This window comes from Microbacterium sp. MRS-1, from assembly GCF_000585455.1.
GTDB lineage: Bacteria > Actinomycetota > Actinomycetes > Actinomycetales > Microbacteriaceae > Microbacterium > Microbacterium laevaniformans.
The window spans coordinates 40,516-54,290 of record NZ_JAUF01000005.1; the positions used below are offsets into that span (position 1 = coordinate 40,516).

At 73.8% G+C, this 13,775-nt stretch carries 6 protein-coding genes; all 6 read left to right on the forward strand.

Annotated features, from left to right (window positions below):
- The first annotated feature begins 53 nt into the window (after positions 1-53).
- From AS96_RS00795 to AS96_RS00820, 6 genes are read left to right on the forward strand one after another with little or no spacing between them, the layout of a single operon-like run.
- Positions 54-1,199, forward strand: coding sequence for a serine/threonine-protein kinase (locus AS96_RS00795; protein ID WP_036284584.1), 1,146 nt, complete (start codon positions 54-56; stop codon positions 1,197-1,199).
- Positions 1,199-7,144: an Ig-like domain-containing protein gene (locus AS96_RS00800; RefSeq protein ID WP_036284587.1), complete on the forward strand. Its 5,946-nt coding sequence runs from the start codon at positions 1,199-1,201 to the stop codon at positions 7,142-7,144. The genes AS96_RS00795 and AS96_RS00800 overlap by 1 nt, the downstream gene beginning before the upstream one ends.
- A 15-nt stretch (positions 7,145-7,159) precedes the next feature.
- The gene (locus AS96_RS00805) at positions 7,160-8,125 is read left to right on the forward strand and encodes an AAA family ATPase (protein ID WP_036284589.1); all 966 of its coding nucleotides are present in this window, start codon (positions 7,160-7,162) and stop codon (positions 8,123-8,125) included.
- Positions 8,126-8,148: 23 nt separating this feature from the next.
- Positions 8,149-9,498 (forward strand): DUF58 domain-containing protein, encoded by a 1,350-nt coding sequence (locus tag AS96_RS00810; protein WP_016463579.1) that lies wholly within the window; start codon positions 8,149-8,151, stop codon positions 9,496-9,498.
- Complete coding sequence (locus AS96_RS00815) at positions 9,495-11,936, forward strand: transglutaminase-like domain-containing protein (protein WP_036284592.1); 2,442 nt, start codon at positions 9,495-9,497, stop codon at positions 11,934-11,936. Before AS96_RS00810 ends, AS96_RS00815 begins: the two co-directional genes overlap by 4 nt.
- Positions 11,933-13,669 (forward strand): FHA domain-containing protein, encoded by a 1,737-nt coding sequence (locus AS96_RS00820; RefSeq protein WP_036284595.1) that lies wholly within the window; start codon positions 11,933-11,935, stop codon positions 13,667-13,669. Before AS96_RS00815 ends, AS96_RS00820 begins: the two co-directional genes overlap by 4 nt.
- Positions 13,670-13,775 lie beyond the last annotated feature (106 nt).

A 13,775-nucleotide genomic window follows, 5' to 3' on the forward strand; every position in this document is an offset into this window, starting at 1 on the left:
GCCGGGTTCCCGACGTCGTCGGGAATGGGGTCGCGAGATGACTGAGGGGTGCCATGACGCGCAGGCTCCCGTCTGCGCCGCCGCAGCTGCCGGGGCTCGATTACGTGCGTCCGCTGGGATCCGGCGGCTTCGCCGACGTGTTCCTGTATCAACAGGACATGCCGCGACGCGCGGTCGCCGTGAAGGTGCTGCCGGCCGGCGAGCGTGACCCCGACCTGCTGCGCATGTTCAATGCCGAGGCGGACGTGCTGGCGCATCTGTCGGCGCACCCGGCGATCGTCACGGTCTACCAGGCCGGAATCTCCGCCGACGGACGGCCGTACATCGTGATGGAGTACTGTCCGGGCTCGCTCGCGCAGCGCTACCGGATCGAGCGGATGCCGGTGGATGAGGTGATGGCCGTCGCCGTACGTCTGGCCGGTGCGCTCGAGTCGGCGCACCGCGCCGGTCTCATCCACCGCGACATCAAGCCGAGCAACATCCTGGTGACCACTTTCGGGTCGGCGGTGCTGGCCGACTTCGGCATCTCCGCGTCGTTGCAGCGCAGCGCGGCATCCGACGTCCTGGCGATGTCGATCCCGTGGAGCGCGCCGGAGGTCGTCGCCGAGCACAGCGGCGGCACGATCGCGAGCGAGGTGTGGAGCCTGGGCGCGACCGTGTACTCGCTGCTGGCCGGGCACAGCCCGTTCGAGAGGCGCGAGAAGGATCAGAACACCCGCGAGCTGATGCGTCGCCGCATCGCACGGGCGACGTTCGTGCCGATCGCCCGTCCGGATGTTCCCGACGCGCTGCAGCAGGTCCTCGCGACGGCGATGACCCGAGACCCCGACCGCCGGTACGCCTCGGCGCGGGAGTTCGGCGAGGCCGTCCGCGAGGTGCAGCGCGCGGCCGGGATCGCGCCCACGGCGCTGGAGGTGCCGACGGAGGAGTGGATGCCGGCATCCGACGCGATCGACTTCACCGACGTGTCGGCGCGCGGGCCCGCACGCAGCCGCGTCGCGGAGGGGCGTCGGCGCACGACGCCGGACGCCACGGCGCGTCGCACCCCCAGCGGGGATGAGGACGCGACGGGGCTGAGCGCCTCCGCACCGCGTGCGCTGTGGTCACCGCGGGTCATCGCGCTCTCGATCGTCGGCGCCCTCGTCGTGGGCGGCGGACTGCTGGCCGCGGCCGCGGCGCTGTGGACGGTGATGCGCTGATGAGGCGGGGCAGCATCGTCGGTCTCGCCGCCGCGGGCGCGACGGCGGCGCTGATCGCCGGTGTCAGCGTGGTGTGGCCAGGGCTGGACGCGCAGCGCACCCCGCCGTCGCAGAGCTCCGCGTGGGTTCTGCAGGCCGACACGCTGCGCTACGCGCGCGTGAACACCGCGATCGGAGAGATCGACACGGTGCGCGCCGTCAGCAATCCGAGTCGGATCGTGACGTCCGCCGACGGTGCGTACATGTTCACCGACAACGACGCCAAGGTCGAGCGCATCGACGACGCCGCACCGGTCGATCTCGACGCCGAGGGGCTGCGCACCGCGACGCCCGCGCCCGCCGGGACGGCCGACATCGACGCCTCCGGTGACGTCGTGGCCTATCGCACCGATGCGGGGGCGGTCTTCGCGGGGCGGCTCTCGGCCGGACCCGCCGCGCCGATCGATGTTCCGGCCGCCGCCGCCGTCGCGGCCGCATCGTCGGGCGTGGTTTTCAGCTATTCGGCGTCGGCCGGCACGGTTTCGCGGATCGACCTCGCCTCGGGAAGGGTCGCCGCCGCCGACAAGGTCGCGGCCACGGTGGAGCGCCCCGTTCTCACTGCCGCCGGCGATGACTGGGTGCTCCTGGACACTGCCGGCAGCGGTGCGGGACGGTTCTGGACGAGCCGTGGGACGGGCACGATCTCGCTGACGGGCACCATCGCGGTCAGTCGACCGGCGGTGGACGGCGATGCCGTCTACGTCGCCGACGACACGGGTCTGGTGCGCATTCCGGTCTCCGCGGTCGCGGCCGAGCGCATCTTCGGTGACAGCACGACCTCGCGAGGCACCCCCGCCCGTCCGGTCAGTCGCGGCGGCGTCATCAGCGCCGCGTGGCTCGCCGAGGGCACGCGCGGGGGCACCCTGTGGACCTCCACCGGAGGGGATGTGCCACTGGACTACGGCGGGCAGGGTCTGGGCTCCCAGCGTCGCCCCGTCTTCGTGGATGCCGGCGACAGCGTGATCCTCAACGATGCGCGATCAGGGTGGGTCTGGTCCGTCCCGGAAGGGCGCCTGCTGCCCTCCAGCCAGAACTGGGACATCGAGGACGAGGTGAAGACGGCGCCGAAGACGTCGGACCAGAAGCCGCCGCCCATCATCGACCCGCGCCCTCCGGTCGCCGAGAACGATGCGTTCGGCGTGCGGCCGGGTGCCCTCGTGAGCCTTCCGGTCCTGCTGAACGATCACGATCCCAACGATGACGTCCTCGCCGTCGACCCGGCATCGGTCACCGGCCTCGACCCCGCCTTCGGCACCGTGACCACCACCGACGACCGCCAGCGCCTTGCGGTGCGGGTCGCCCCCGGAGCGACGGGATCGGCGACGTTCAGCTATGCGGTCACCGACGGCACGACGGCGGACGGGCTCGTTTCGCCGCCGGCGACGGTGACGCTGCGCGTCGCGGTGGAGGACGAGAACTCCGCCCCGGTGTGGTGCGGCGTCGAGGGGTGCCGCCAGGACTGGCCGAGCCCCGAGGTGGCTCCCGGAGGCACGGTGACCGTTCCCGTGCTCGGCGACTGGGTGGACCCGGAAGGCGACCCCGTTCTGCTCCTGTCGGCGAGCGACGACTCCGGTCTCGGCGAGGTCGCCACCACCCCGGAGGGCGACGTCGTGTTCCAGCACCGCGACGCCGGGGTGGCCGGCGAGCAGGCCGAGTCGATCACGGTGACCGTCGCCGACGTCCGCGGCGCGACCGCGACCCGGCAGCTCGTCGTGCGGATCCGGGGCGACGCGCAGCCGGCCCTGCAGTCGTTCGCCGTCGTCGATGTGGCGGGCTCGCGCGTGTCGGTCGACGTCGCCCCGCACGTCACGGGGACCGCCGGCGACCTGACGCTCACCGCGGCGCGCGTGCTCGATGATGCGGCGGCCACCGCGACCGTCGTCGGCGGCTCGACCACGTTCGACGTCGTCGCGGCGTCGCCGGGCGCCTACCGTGTCGCCGTCACGGTGTCTTCGGGAGGGCACGAGGCCACCGGCACCGTCCGACTCACGCTGCTCGACCCCGGCGGGCCCGCCGACCTGTCCACCTCGCCGGTCGTCGCCTTCGTGCGTCCGCAGGCCGATGCTACCGTCGACGTCCTCGCCGCGGTCACCAACCCCACCCGGCGGGTGCTGCTGCTGAGCGATCTGGTCATCCGCCCGGTCACCGGTGCCTCCCTGTCGGCCGACGTCGTGGCCCAGAGCCAGCTGCGGGTGTCGGGCTCGACGGCATCCGGCGCGCCGGGTCTGCTGGGAACCGTCTCGTACCGGGTCGGCGACGGTACGACCGACGAGGGTTCGGCCATCACCGGTGAAGCGACGGTGTACCTGCTGCCGCCCGCCGCCGAGCAGGCGCCGATCGCCGTCGACGATCGTGCCGTCGTGCGCGCGGGCGCGCAGATCGACATCCCGGTGCTGGACAACGACGTCGCGGCGGTCGGCACCCGCCCTCGCCTGGACCCGGAGTCGATCGTCGCCTCGCGCCCCGACGTCCTCGCCTTCGCCGCCGGCGATGTGCTGCGAGTGCTGGCTCCCACGACGCCGGGGGACGTCACGATCTCCTATCGGGCGTTCACGACCGGCGCACCGGCGCTCGGCGACACCGCCACCGTGCACCTGAGCGTGGTCGGCGACGGAGCGAACCGCGACCCCCTGCCGCGGACGCTCTCGGGGCGGGTGCTCAGCGGACTGTCCACGGTCATCGCGTTCGACGGCTTCGGGATGGATCCGGACGGCGACGTCGTGCGTCTGGATCGCATCGTCGATCAGCCCGCGCACGGCTCGGCCGTCATCTCCGCCGACGGTGCGTCCATCGTCTACTCCAGCGATGCCGGGAGTTCGGGGCAGGACACGTTCACCTACCGGGTGGTGGACCCGTCCGGCGCCGCGGGCGTCGGAACCGTCCGCGTCGGGGTGCTGAGCGGCGATGCCAGTCCTGCCCCCATCACCTACACCGATTACGTGCAGGTGCAAGCCGGTGACGGCAACGTGCTGCGCGTGCATCCCCTCGCCAATGACATCGACCCCCTGCAGGGCACGCTGACCCTGCAGCGGGTGCGCCCCGACGTGCCTCAGTTCGCGTTGGACGGGTCGCCGACGGCGGAGTTCACTCGTCTGCAACAGCGACTCGTGTCGCAGAGCGACGACACGGTCACGATCGCGGCGGGACCGACACCCGGGACGATGTCGTTCCTCTACGACGTGGTCTCCTCGGCCGGAAACACCGCCCGCGGCCTCATCGTCGTGCGGGTGGTCGCCCAGCGCGTCGCCGACTTCCCGGTCGTCTCCGACACCGTGCTCGACGCCGACGGACGCGCCGATCTGGCGCGAGGCATCGACGTGCTCTCCGGCAAGGTGCTGTGGTCCGGAGGCGACACGGGCGACCTGTCGGTCGGGCTCTGGGCACCGATGGACGGCATCACCGTCGAGGGGACGCGCCTGGTGGGCACCGTCGACGACCGCGCCCACGTGATCCCCTTCTCGGTCACGGGGCAGACGTCCGCCGGGCCGGTGACGACGTACGCGTTCCTGAGGATCCCGGCCGCCGCCGATACGCCGTTGGCGCTGCGTGCCGGGGCGCCCCCGCTCACCGTCGGCGAGAACGCGCAGGCCGATGTCGACCTCGCCGCGCTCATCACGGTGCCGCGCGGTCGCGCCCTGGAGCTGTCGGGCGAGACCCGCGCCTCGGGCGCGCGGCCCGGGGCATCGTGCACCGCCGTCGGCGGAACCACCCTGCGTTACGCGGCCGGCGCGGACGCGCCGTGGACGGACACCTGCCGGGTGCTCGTACGCCTGGCCGGTCAGCCGGCCTGGACCGTCCTGGCCATCCCGGTCGTGGTGACCCCGATCGCCCCGCAGCCGCGGCTGTCGCCGGCCGCGCTCGAGGTCGCTCCGGGCGACACCCAGGTCTTCGACCTCGGCGCGATGACCACCTGGCAAGGGCGCCCCGAGGCGATCGTCTACCGGGTCGACGGGACCCCGGCATCCTTCGACCTCGCGCTGCAGGGCGCGCAGCTGAGCGTTCGAGGCCGCGATGCGGCCGCGCCCGGCACGATCGAGAGCGTCGTCGTCCAGGTGACGTCGCACCCGGGTGTCGCCCCGGCGCGGATCTCCCTGCGGGTCGGCGCCGCCCCGTCCACGTTGCCCCAGGGCGGTTCGGTGCAGCAGCAGTGCAGCCAGGCATCGGGCTCGTCGTGCACGATCGACGTCATCGGTGCGGCCGGCGAGGTCAACCCGCTGCCGGGTACGCCGCTGCAGGTGGTCTCCGTCGCCCCGGCCGGCGTCTGCACCGGAGTGAGCTTCGCGGTGGTCTCGCCCAGCCGCGTCTCGGCATCGTGGACCTCGGATGCGCCGGGTGCGACGTGCGCGGCGAGCTTCACCGTCCGCGACGCCCAGGGCCGCCAGAGCGCGAGCGCCCGGGACGGGCGGATCCTCCTCGACCTGCAGGGCTATCCGAAGGCGCCGGCGAGCGTGGCCCAGTCCGCCTACGCCGACGGCTCTCTCACGCTCCGCGTCGATCCCGGACCGGCGCAGGCCGCCTACCCGGTGCTCACCGGGTTCGAGGTCCGTCAGGGCGGCCAGCGCGTGGCGGTGTGCACCCCGCAGGGCATCTGCCCGCCGATCAGCGCCCCGAACGGCGAGCAGCGCTCCTACGAGGCCGTCGCGGTGAATGCGGTGGGGTCATCGCTCACCGCGGTGCGCACGACCGCGTGGGCGTACGACCCGCCATCGGCTCCCACGGGTGCGACCGCGGCTCCCGTCGTCGCGGGCGCCGACGGCGGCGTCGCGTCGCTGGCGATCTCCGGCGTGGATGCCGCGAACACCGGATCTCTGCAGATCACCAGTCCGGTCGGCGAGACGCAGACGATCGCCGTCGGCTCGTCGCAGACCACCGTCACGGTGCCCGCGTTCCGCGTGGGCGCGAACACGGCGACCGACGTGACGATCACGCCGCTGTCGCGGTACACGGCCCCGCCGGGCCTGCCCGGCCCCGCCATCGGCTCCACGACGGTGTCGGCGCACGGCATCGGTGCGCCGACGCAGGGCACGCTGACCCTCACGGCCGTCAACGTCGGCGGCGGCCGCGTCGACATCACGGCGGTGGGAACGGCGACGCCGGGGGGCGACGGCGCCCGGGTGCGGTACGGCATCGTGCGTCTCGACGGCCCCGTCGGCCAGGACGGCGCCCCGGTCTCCGTCGACAGCTGTCGCACGAGCGACGACGGCGGACAGCGCGTCTTCCGCGGTCTCCCGGACGGGCGCCTGTACACCTTCGCCCTCTGCGCGGAGTCGTGGTTCGATTCCCGCTCCTTCGGTCGGGCCACCGTCACCAACACGGTGCGCGCGGTGCAGAGCGGAGCCGCGCCGACCGGGTACACCTTCGTCGTCGGCCCCACCGCCCACGTCGCCGGCGACGGCACCCCGTCGGGCCGCGCCACGTGGACGATCGATCAGACGCCCACGTCGCCCGAGACGCCGCCGAACGACAACAACGTCGTCTTCCGGGCACTGCCGAGCAGCGTGTTCGACAAAGACCCCGGGATCGAGGTGCGCTACGAGCACAAAGACGGGTGGTGGCAGTCGGACTGGGGCGATGTCGTCCCCGCCGCTGGCAGCGCTCCCTACCAGGTGCAGGCGTCCTGGTCGCTCGGCACGTGCACCGGCGGCACGACCCTCACGCGCACCGCCGGATCGAGCGGCTCGGATGCCGCGGTGACGTTCGATGCCGCCGGCATCCGCTACTACGACAAGAACGACGCGTTGCTGGTTCCCGGCACGGACCCGTGGACGGTGCCCGCGGAGGCCGTGCGCGTCACCGGCATCCGTGTCGTCGTCGACTGGTCCGGGCAAGGCTGGAGCCTCGCCCCCGCGAGCGCAGAGCTCGCGACACGCTGTACGCCCTCCACCGCGCCGAACCCGGCCGGCTGACCCGACGGAGTCCTCATGACGATCACCACCGAGCAGGCGACCTGGTTCGCCCAGACCTTTGCGCAACTGGCCGACAACGTCGAGCGCGCCGTGCTCGGCAAGCGTCATGTCGTCGAGCTCATCCTGACCGCCATGCTCAGTGAAGGCCACGTGCTCATCGAGGACGTGCCGGGCACGGGCAAGACCTCCCTCGCCCGCGCCGTGGCCCAATCGGTGCAGGGGACGACGACCCGCATCCAGTTCACCCCCGACCTGCTTCCGGGTGACATCACCGGAATCACCGTCTACGACCAGAAGACCGGTGCGTTCGAGTTCCACGCCGGCCCCATCTTCGCCAACATCGTCCTCGCCGACGAGATCAACCGCGCAAGCCCCAAGACGCAGGCGGCGCTGCTGGAGGTGATGGAGGAGGGGAGCGTGACCATCGACGGCGTCACGCGCGCCGTCGGTGCCCCCTTCCTCGTGCTCGCTACGCAGAACCCTGTCGAGCAGGCCGGCACCTACCGCCTGCCGGAGGCCCAGCTCGACCGCTTCCTGCTGCGCACGGCGCTCGGCTACCCCGATCACGCGGCGACGGTCCGCATCCTCGACCGCGCCGCGGTCGCGACCGCGGACCTGTCGCCCGTGCTCACCCCGGGGGCGCTGGTCGGGATGAGCGAACTGGCCGCGGACGTCTACGTGGACGCGCTCGTGCTCGACTACATCGCGCGGCTCGTCGACGCGACGCGGGCGGCCGACGAGGTCCGCCTGGGCGTCAGCATCCGCGGGGCCCTCGCCCTGACGCGGGCCGCGCGCACGAGCGCCGCCGCCCACGGGCGCACGTACGTCACTCCCGACGACGTCAAGCGGCTCGCCGTCCCGGTGCTCGCTCACCGGCTGATCCTGCACGCGGAGGCCGAGTTCGACGGCGTCGCCCCCGAGGCCGTCATCGGTCAGGTCCTTCTCGACGTGGCGCCGCCCACCCGCCGGGACAGCGCGTGAGCAGCGGCGAGAGTCGGTCGTCCGTGACCGACACACGGCTCACGCGGACCTCGGCAACCAGCCTCACCGGCGAGCGGACGGAGGTCACGGCGCGCCGCGGCCGTCGCCTGGTGGGAGCGGCCGTCCGCGCCTCGCGGGTGTGGGCGAGCGGGCGCGCGGCCGTCCGCGCCGCCACCGCGTGGTGCCGCGCGACGATCAGGCCCGCCGGGGCCCTGGCGGTGCTGACGGCGACCGCAGGCCTCTCGGCCGGGCTCGCGTTCGGATGGGTCGAGGCCCTCGTCGCCGGCGCGGCCGCGGCGGCGTTGCTCGCCATGGCCCTGCCGTTCCTCCTCGGTGCCCGCACGTACGAGGTGCGCCTCGTGCTCGACCGGGAGCGCGTCGTCGCGGGGGTGGCGGCGCGGGCGACCGTGGTCGTGCGCAACATCGGGCGCGCCACGGCATTGCCCGGCCGCATCGACATCCCGATCGGGCCCGGACTGGTCGAGTTCGGCGTTCCGCTCCTCGCCGCCGACGGGGTTTCCCGTCACGCGGTGGACCTGCCGCCGCAGCGTCGCGGCATCGTGCGCATCGGTCCGGCGACCACGATCCGCTCCGATCCGCTGGGGCTGCTGCGCCGCGAGCATGCTTTCGACGACGTACAGGAGCTGTTCGTCCACCCGCGCACCGTCGCCGTGCCGTCCACCAGCGCCGGACTCATCCGCGACCTCGACGGCAGTGCCACGCGGCGCCTCGTCGATGCGGACATGTCCTTCCACGCGATCCGCGAGTACGCGCCCGGTGATGCCCGCCGCCAGATCCATTGGAAGTCAACGGCGAAGACGGGCCGGCTCATGGTCCGGCAGTACGAGGAGTCGCGCCGCTCGCGGATGGCGGTCGTGCTGGGACTGTCGAGCGCGGAGTACGCATCCGACGACGAGTTCGAACTCGCCGTCAGCGCGGCATCCTCCCTGGCCCTGCGCGCCGTGCACGACGCGCGCGACCTCGACATCGTCGTCGGTGCCGAGATCCCGCGCGTCGTCCGGGGGCGCCTGCGCGCCATCCGCCACATCGCCGCGGGCGCCCCGCGCGCCGTGCTCGACGGCTTCAGCGGCGTCGATCGCCTCGTCGAGACGATGCCGTTCCCGGAGGTGTGCCGGCTGACCGCCGAGGCCAACGAACGGCTCTCGGTCGCTGTCCTCGTCGCCGGCTCGGGCGTGCCTCTCGCGGCGCTGCGCCTGGCGACGCTGGCCTTTCCGGTGGATGCCGCGGTCATCGCCGTCCGCTGCGACGAGCGCGCCCACCCGCGCGCACAGACGGTCGGTCCGCTCACCGTCGTGACCATCGGTGCGCTCGAGGACCTCGCCGGACTCCTCCTGCGCGGAGCACGCTCGTGAGGGTCGCGGCCGGGGCGCTGTACGCTCTCGCAGCCGTGGGGCTGGCGGCGGTGGCGGCATGGCCGGTCTACCGCTCGGCGTCGTTCCTGCTGCTGGTGGCCGCGGCATCCGTTCTCGCGGGAGCGATCGCCGCCCTCGTCGCCTGGCGGCAATGGAACGGCTGGGCTGCCGCCGGACTGCTCGCCGGCGCACTCCTCGTGGTCGGGGTGCCCGTGGCCGTCCCCTCGCGCGCCGGAGCACCGGCGCCGTTCCTCCAGGGACTGGGTGAGCTCGTCGCGGGGCTGCTGTGGGGCTGGAAGGATCTGCTCACCGTCGACCTGCCGGTCGGGTCGTATCGCAACCTGCTGGTGCCGGCGCTCGTCGTGTTTCTCGTCGGTACCGCCAGCGTCCTGCTGCTGAGCTGGCGCACAGACGCGCTCGCCGTGCTCGCTGTGCCCGTGGCGATCGCGATGGCCGGCTTCGGGCTGCTGTTCGGCAGCACGGAGCTCAGCGCGCCGCTGGTCGTCGGACCCGTCGTGCTTCCCGCTCCGGTCGAAACGGCCGTCGGCGCCGGGGTGCTGCTCAGTGGGGTGCTGTGGCTGTCGTGGCGTACCCGCGCCGCGCGGGTGCAGGCGCTTCGTCGCGCGTCGGGCGCGGCCAGCGTGCGGGTGGCCGGCGGCGCCGCGCGGGGAGCGGGTGCACGACTGCGCCGGCTCGGGCTCGGCGTCGGCATGGTCGTCGTCGCCGCGGCCGTCGCCGTCGCGGTGCCGGCGGTGGCGGTGCCGTCGCAGCGCGACGTCCTGCGCGAGGCGACGGGACCGCGTCAGGAGATCTCGCGCGCGGTCAGCCCGTTGAGCGCGTATCGGACGCTGTTCGCCGATGCGCGCGTCGACGAGGAGCTGTTCCGCATCACCGGGGATGCGCTCCCCGATCGCGTGCGACTGGCCGTGCTGGACGATTACGACGGCGCGGTCTTCCGCACCGACCCGGCGGGCGAGCCGTTCGTGCGGCTCGCGGCGGCGCGCGTTCTCGGTGCGGGCGCTCCCATCGATGCCGAGGTGACGATCGGTGCGCTGGACGGCATCTGGATGCCGACGGCCGGCGCCGTGGCATCCGTCGACTTCGCCGGACCGCGCGCCGCCGCGCTGGCCGACGGGTTCTACGTGAGCGGTGCCCGCGAGGCGGCGGTCGAGACGACACCGTGGAGCGCCGGTGACACGTATCGCCTGCGCGCCGCGGCACCGGCGGTGAGCGCCCTCACCTCGGCGGCTGCTCCCGGGGGGCAGGCGGGGGTGTCGGTGACCGGGGCCGACGGCGGCGAACTCGTGGCGCCGGCGAGCCTGCGCACCTGGGTGCAGCAGCATGCCGTCGGCACGGGCGGTGCGGCGCTGGACGGACTCGTCGCGCTGCTGCGCTCGCGCGGCTACCTGAGCCACGCGCTGCGCGCTCCGGCCGCCGGCGCCGCCTGGATGCAGCAGCTCGGGACGGGCTACACCTTCGCGCCGAGCGCATCGGGACACTCGCTGGCGCGCATCGACAGCATGTTCACGGCATTGCTCGCCCGCGAGGCCGACCCCGCCGCCGTGGCTGCGGACGACCTCGTGGCCGCCGTCGGCGACGACGAGCAGTTCTCGACCGCCGTCGCCCTCATCGCCCGCGAGCTGGGCTTTCCGGCGCGGATCGTCGTCGGCACGCGGCTCGTGTCGAGCGATCCGGATGCCGCGACGTGCGTCGACGGAGTGTGCCGCGCCGGCGACGTCTCGGCCTGGGTGGAGGTGCGCTCGGCATCCGGGGAGTGGATCCCGGTCGACGTCACCCCCCAGCACACGCGCCCGCCGCGCACCGAGCGCACCGAGCAGCCCGACCCGCAGATCGCCACGTCGGTGCGCCCCGACGGGGTCGACGAGGTTCAGCCCCAGCGTCCCGCGCAGGAGGACAGTGCCGCGCCGACCGACCGACCCGACCCCCTCGACCTGCGCTGGCTGTGGACGACGCTGGGTATCACCGGCGGCGTCCTCGCGGTTCTGCTCGTGCTCGCCGGCCCGTTCGCGGCGATCATGATCGCCAAGGCCCTGCGCCGCCGACGGCGACGGCGCCAGGACCGACCCGCCGACGCGATCGCCGGGGGGTGGGACGAGTACCTCGACGCCGCCGCCGACGCCGGCCGTCGCACACCGCCCGCGGCCACGCGCTCCGAGATCGCACGGGCGCTGGCTCGTCCTGCGGCGGGAACCCTCGCGCGGACGGCCGATGAAGCGGTCTTCTCCGCCCGCCCGATGTCCTCCGACGAGGCCGAGGAGTTCTGGCGGATCGTCGAGGACGAGCGGGCCGCGCTCGCGACGAACAGGTGGCGCCGGCTGCGTGCAGCCGTATCGTTGAGATCGTTCGTCCCGCGATCGTTCCGGTCACACTTCGAGAGGGGGAGCCGTGCGGCCTCGCGCCCGCGGCGCACCGCATGAACGCACCCATCGGCGACTCCGTCGGCGCTCTGCTGGGCCTCGTCGCCCTGGCGGTGGGCCTCGCTCTCTATGTCTGGACCGCGCTGGCGCTGGCCGCGATGTTCCGCAAGATGGGCGAGGCCCCCTACAAGGGGTGGGTTCCCGTGTGGAACGTCGCCACCCTCCTCCGGTGGGGAGGCTTCAGCCCGTGGCTCGTTCTGATCGGGCTCTTCCCGGTGCTGGGGCCGATCGCGCTGTGGGTGCTGGTCGTCGTCGCGGCGCACCGGATCAATCCGGGCTTCGGCTACGGGGGCGGCATGACCGCCCTCGCGGCGGTGCTGTTCGTCGTGTGGGCGAGCATTCTCGGTTTCGGGCCCGCGCGATGGCTCGGCGCACGCGCCGGCGGCATGTCGGCGCACCGCCGCGAACAGCCTCGCGCGAGCCTCGGCGGTGTGTTCGCCGAACCCGCCCCGATGACGCCGGAAGTCGCGGTCGTCTCTGCATTGCCGCCGGCCGCGGCGGCGGAGCCGGCAGCACCGTCCGACGACGTGCGCGAGGACGACGACGACCTGGCGCGGCTCTTCGCTCCTCCCGCTCCCGCCGCCGCGCCGGCCTGGACCCCGCCGGAGACGACGGTGCCGCCCGCCTCGCCGTCGACGGCCGCCCCGGCGCCCGCGGAACCTGCCCCCGCACGGCCCGAGGCGGGAACCGTCGCCGTCGAGGCGCTCGACGAGCCCGTCGCGACGTCGTCGCCGCCGCCGTCCGCCGTGGTCCGTCCGCCCGCTCCGGCGCCCGTATCGGCATCCGCCGCGGTCCGCGCCGGGGAAGCCACCGCTGACGACGACGCGGCGTGGCCGTCGGAGATCGATGACGTCTCGGCGATCGCGCCCTCCCCGTTCCCGCCCAGCTCCGGTGCCGGATGGCGCCACGCGATGCCGCCGGTCACCGATGATGCCCCCATCGACTTCGTGCCGGGCCGTCGCAGCACCGCGCTGCCGTCGCCGCACGACGTCGGCGAGGCGGCGGATGCACCGGCACCGGCGCCCCGGGTCTCCGCTGCCGCGGCAGCCGCCCGAGCCGCCCACGGCGTACCGGCCGAACCCGCCGCGGATGCGTCCGACTCCGCGGTCGACGGCTCCCAGGCGGGCTCCTCGGACGCGCCCGCCGCGGGGGAGCGTGGGCTCACGCCCGACGCGGCGGAGCCGCCGCTGCGCCGCGCGCGACCGTGGCCGGCGTTCGCGGTCGCTCCGAACGAGCCCGACGGCTTCCCGGAGCTGTCGGGCGAGGTGTCGGCGGTCATCGGCTCTCCGGCTGCGGGATCGCCGCGTTCGGCCGCGGGCGCGGTCGCCGCCCAGCACCTCCGCGGCGAGAGCGCCGACGACGACATCGACCAGACGGTCATCACGCGGCGGGTTCGCGCGGCGGTGTGGCAGCTCGTCCCGGCATCCGGTGCGCCGGTCGCGATCACGGCAGACGTCGTCATCCTCGGGCGCCGCCCGGCCGCCGACGCGGCCTTCCCGAAGGCCCAGCTCATCGCCGTTGCCGGCGAGGCCCTCACCGTGTCCAAGACCCACGCCCGTCTCGAACGGCACGACGAGGTCTGGACGATCACCGATCTGGCCTCGACGAACGGGGTGCTCGTTCGCACCTTCATGGGCGAGGAGGTCGAGGTGGAGCCGGGCTCGAAGATCGACGCGGGGGAGCGGTTCTTCCTCGGCGACGAGGAGTTCCACCTCGCGCGCATCGAACGCTGAGACGAGCGTCGCGAGAGCAGAGCGCGACTCACCGGGCGCGTTTGCCCGCGTTCGTCATACGGCGTAGTATTGACCGGGTGTGCGTATACGCGCGCCGTCCGCCGTG

What these genes read in the sequence shown, in the direction of transcription:
- AS96_RS00820 (WP_036284595.1), top strand. Translation starts at nt 11,933, where the DNA reads ATGAACGCACCCATCGGCGACTCCGTCGGCGCTCTGCTGGGCCTCGTC.
- AS96_RS00800 (WP_036284587.1), top strand. Translation starts at nt 1,199, where the DNA reads ATGAGGCGGGGCAGCATCGTCGGTCTCGCCGCCGCGGGCGCGACGGCG.
- AS96_RS00805 (WP_036284589.1), top strand. Translation starts at nt 7,160, where the DNA reads ATGACGATCACCACCGAGCAGGCGACCTGGTTCGCCCAGACCTTTGCG.
- AS96_RS00795 (WP_036284584.1), top strand. Translation starts at nt 54, where the DNA reads ATGACGCGCAGGCTCCCGTCTGCGCCGCCGCAGCTGCCGGGGCTCGAT.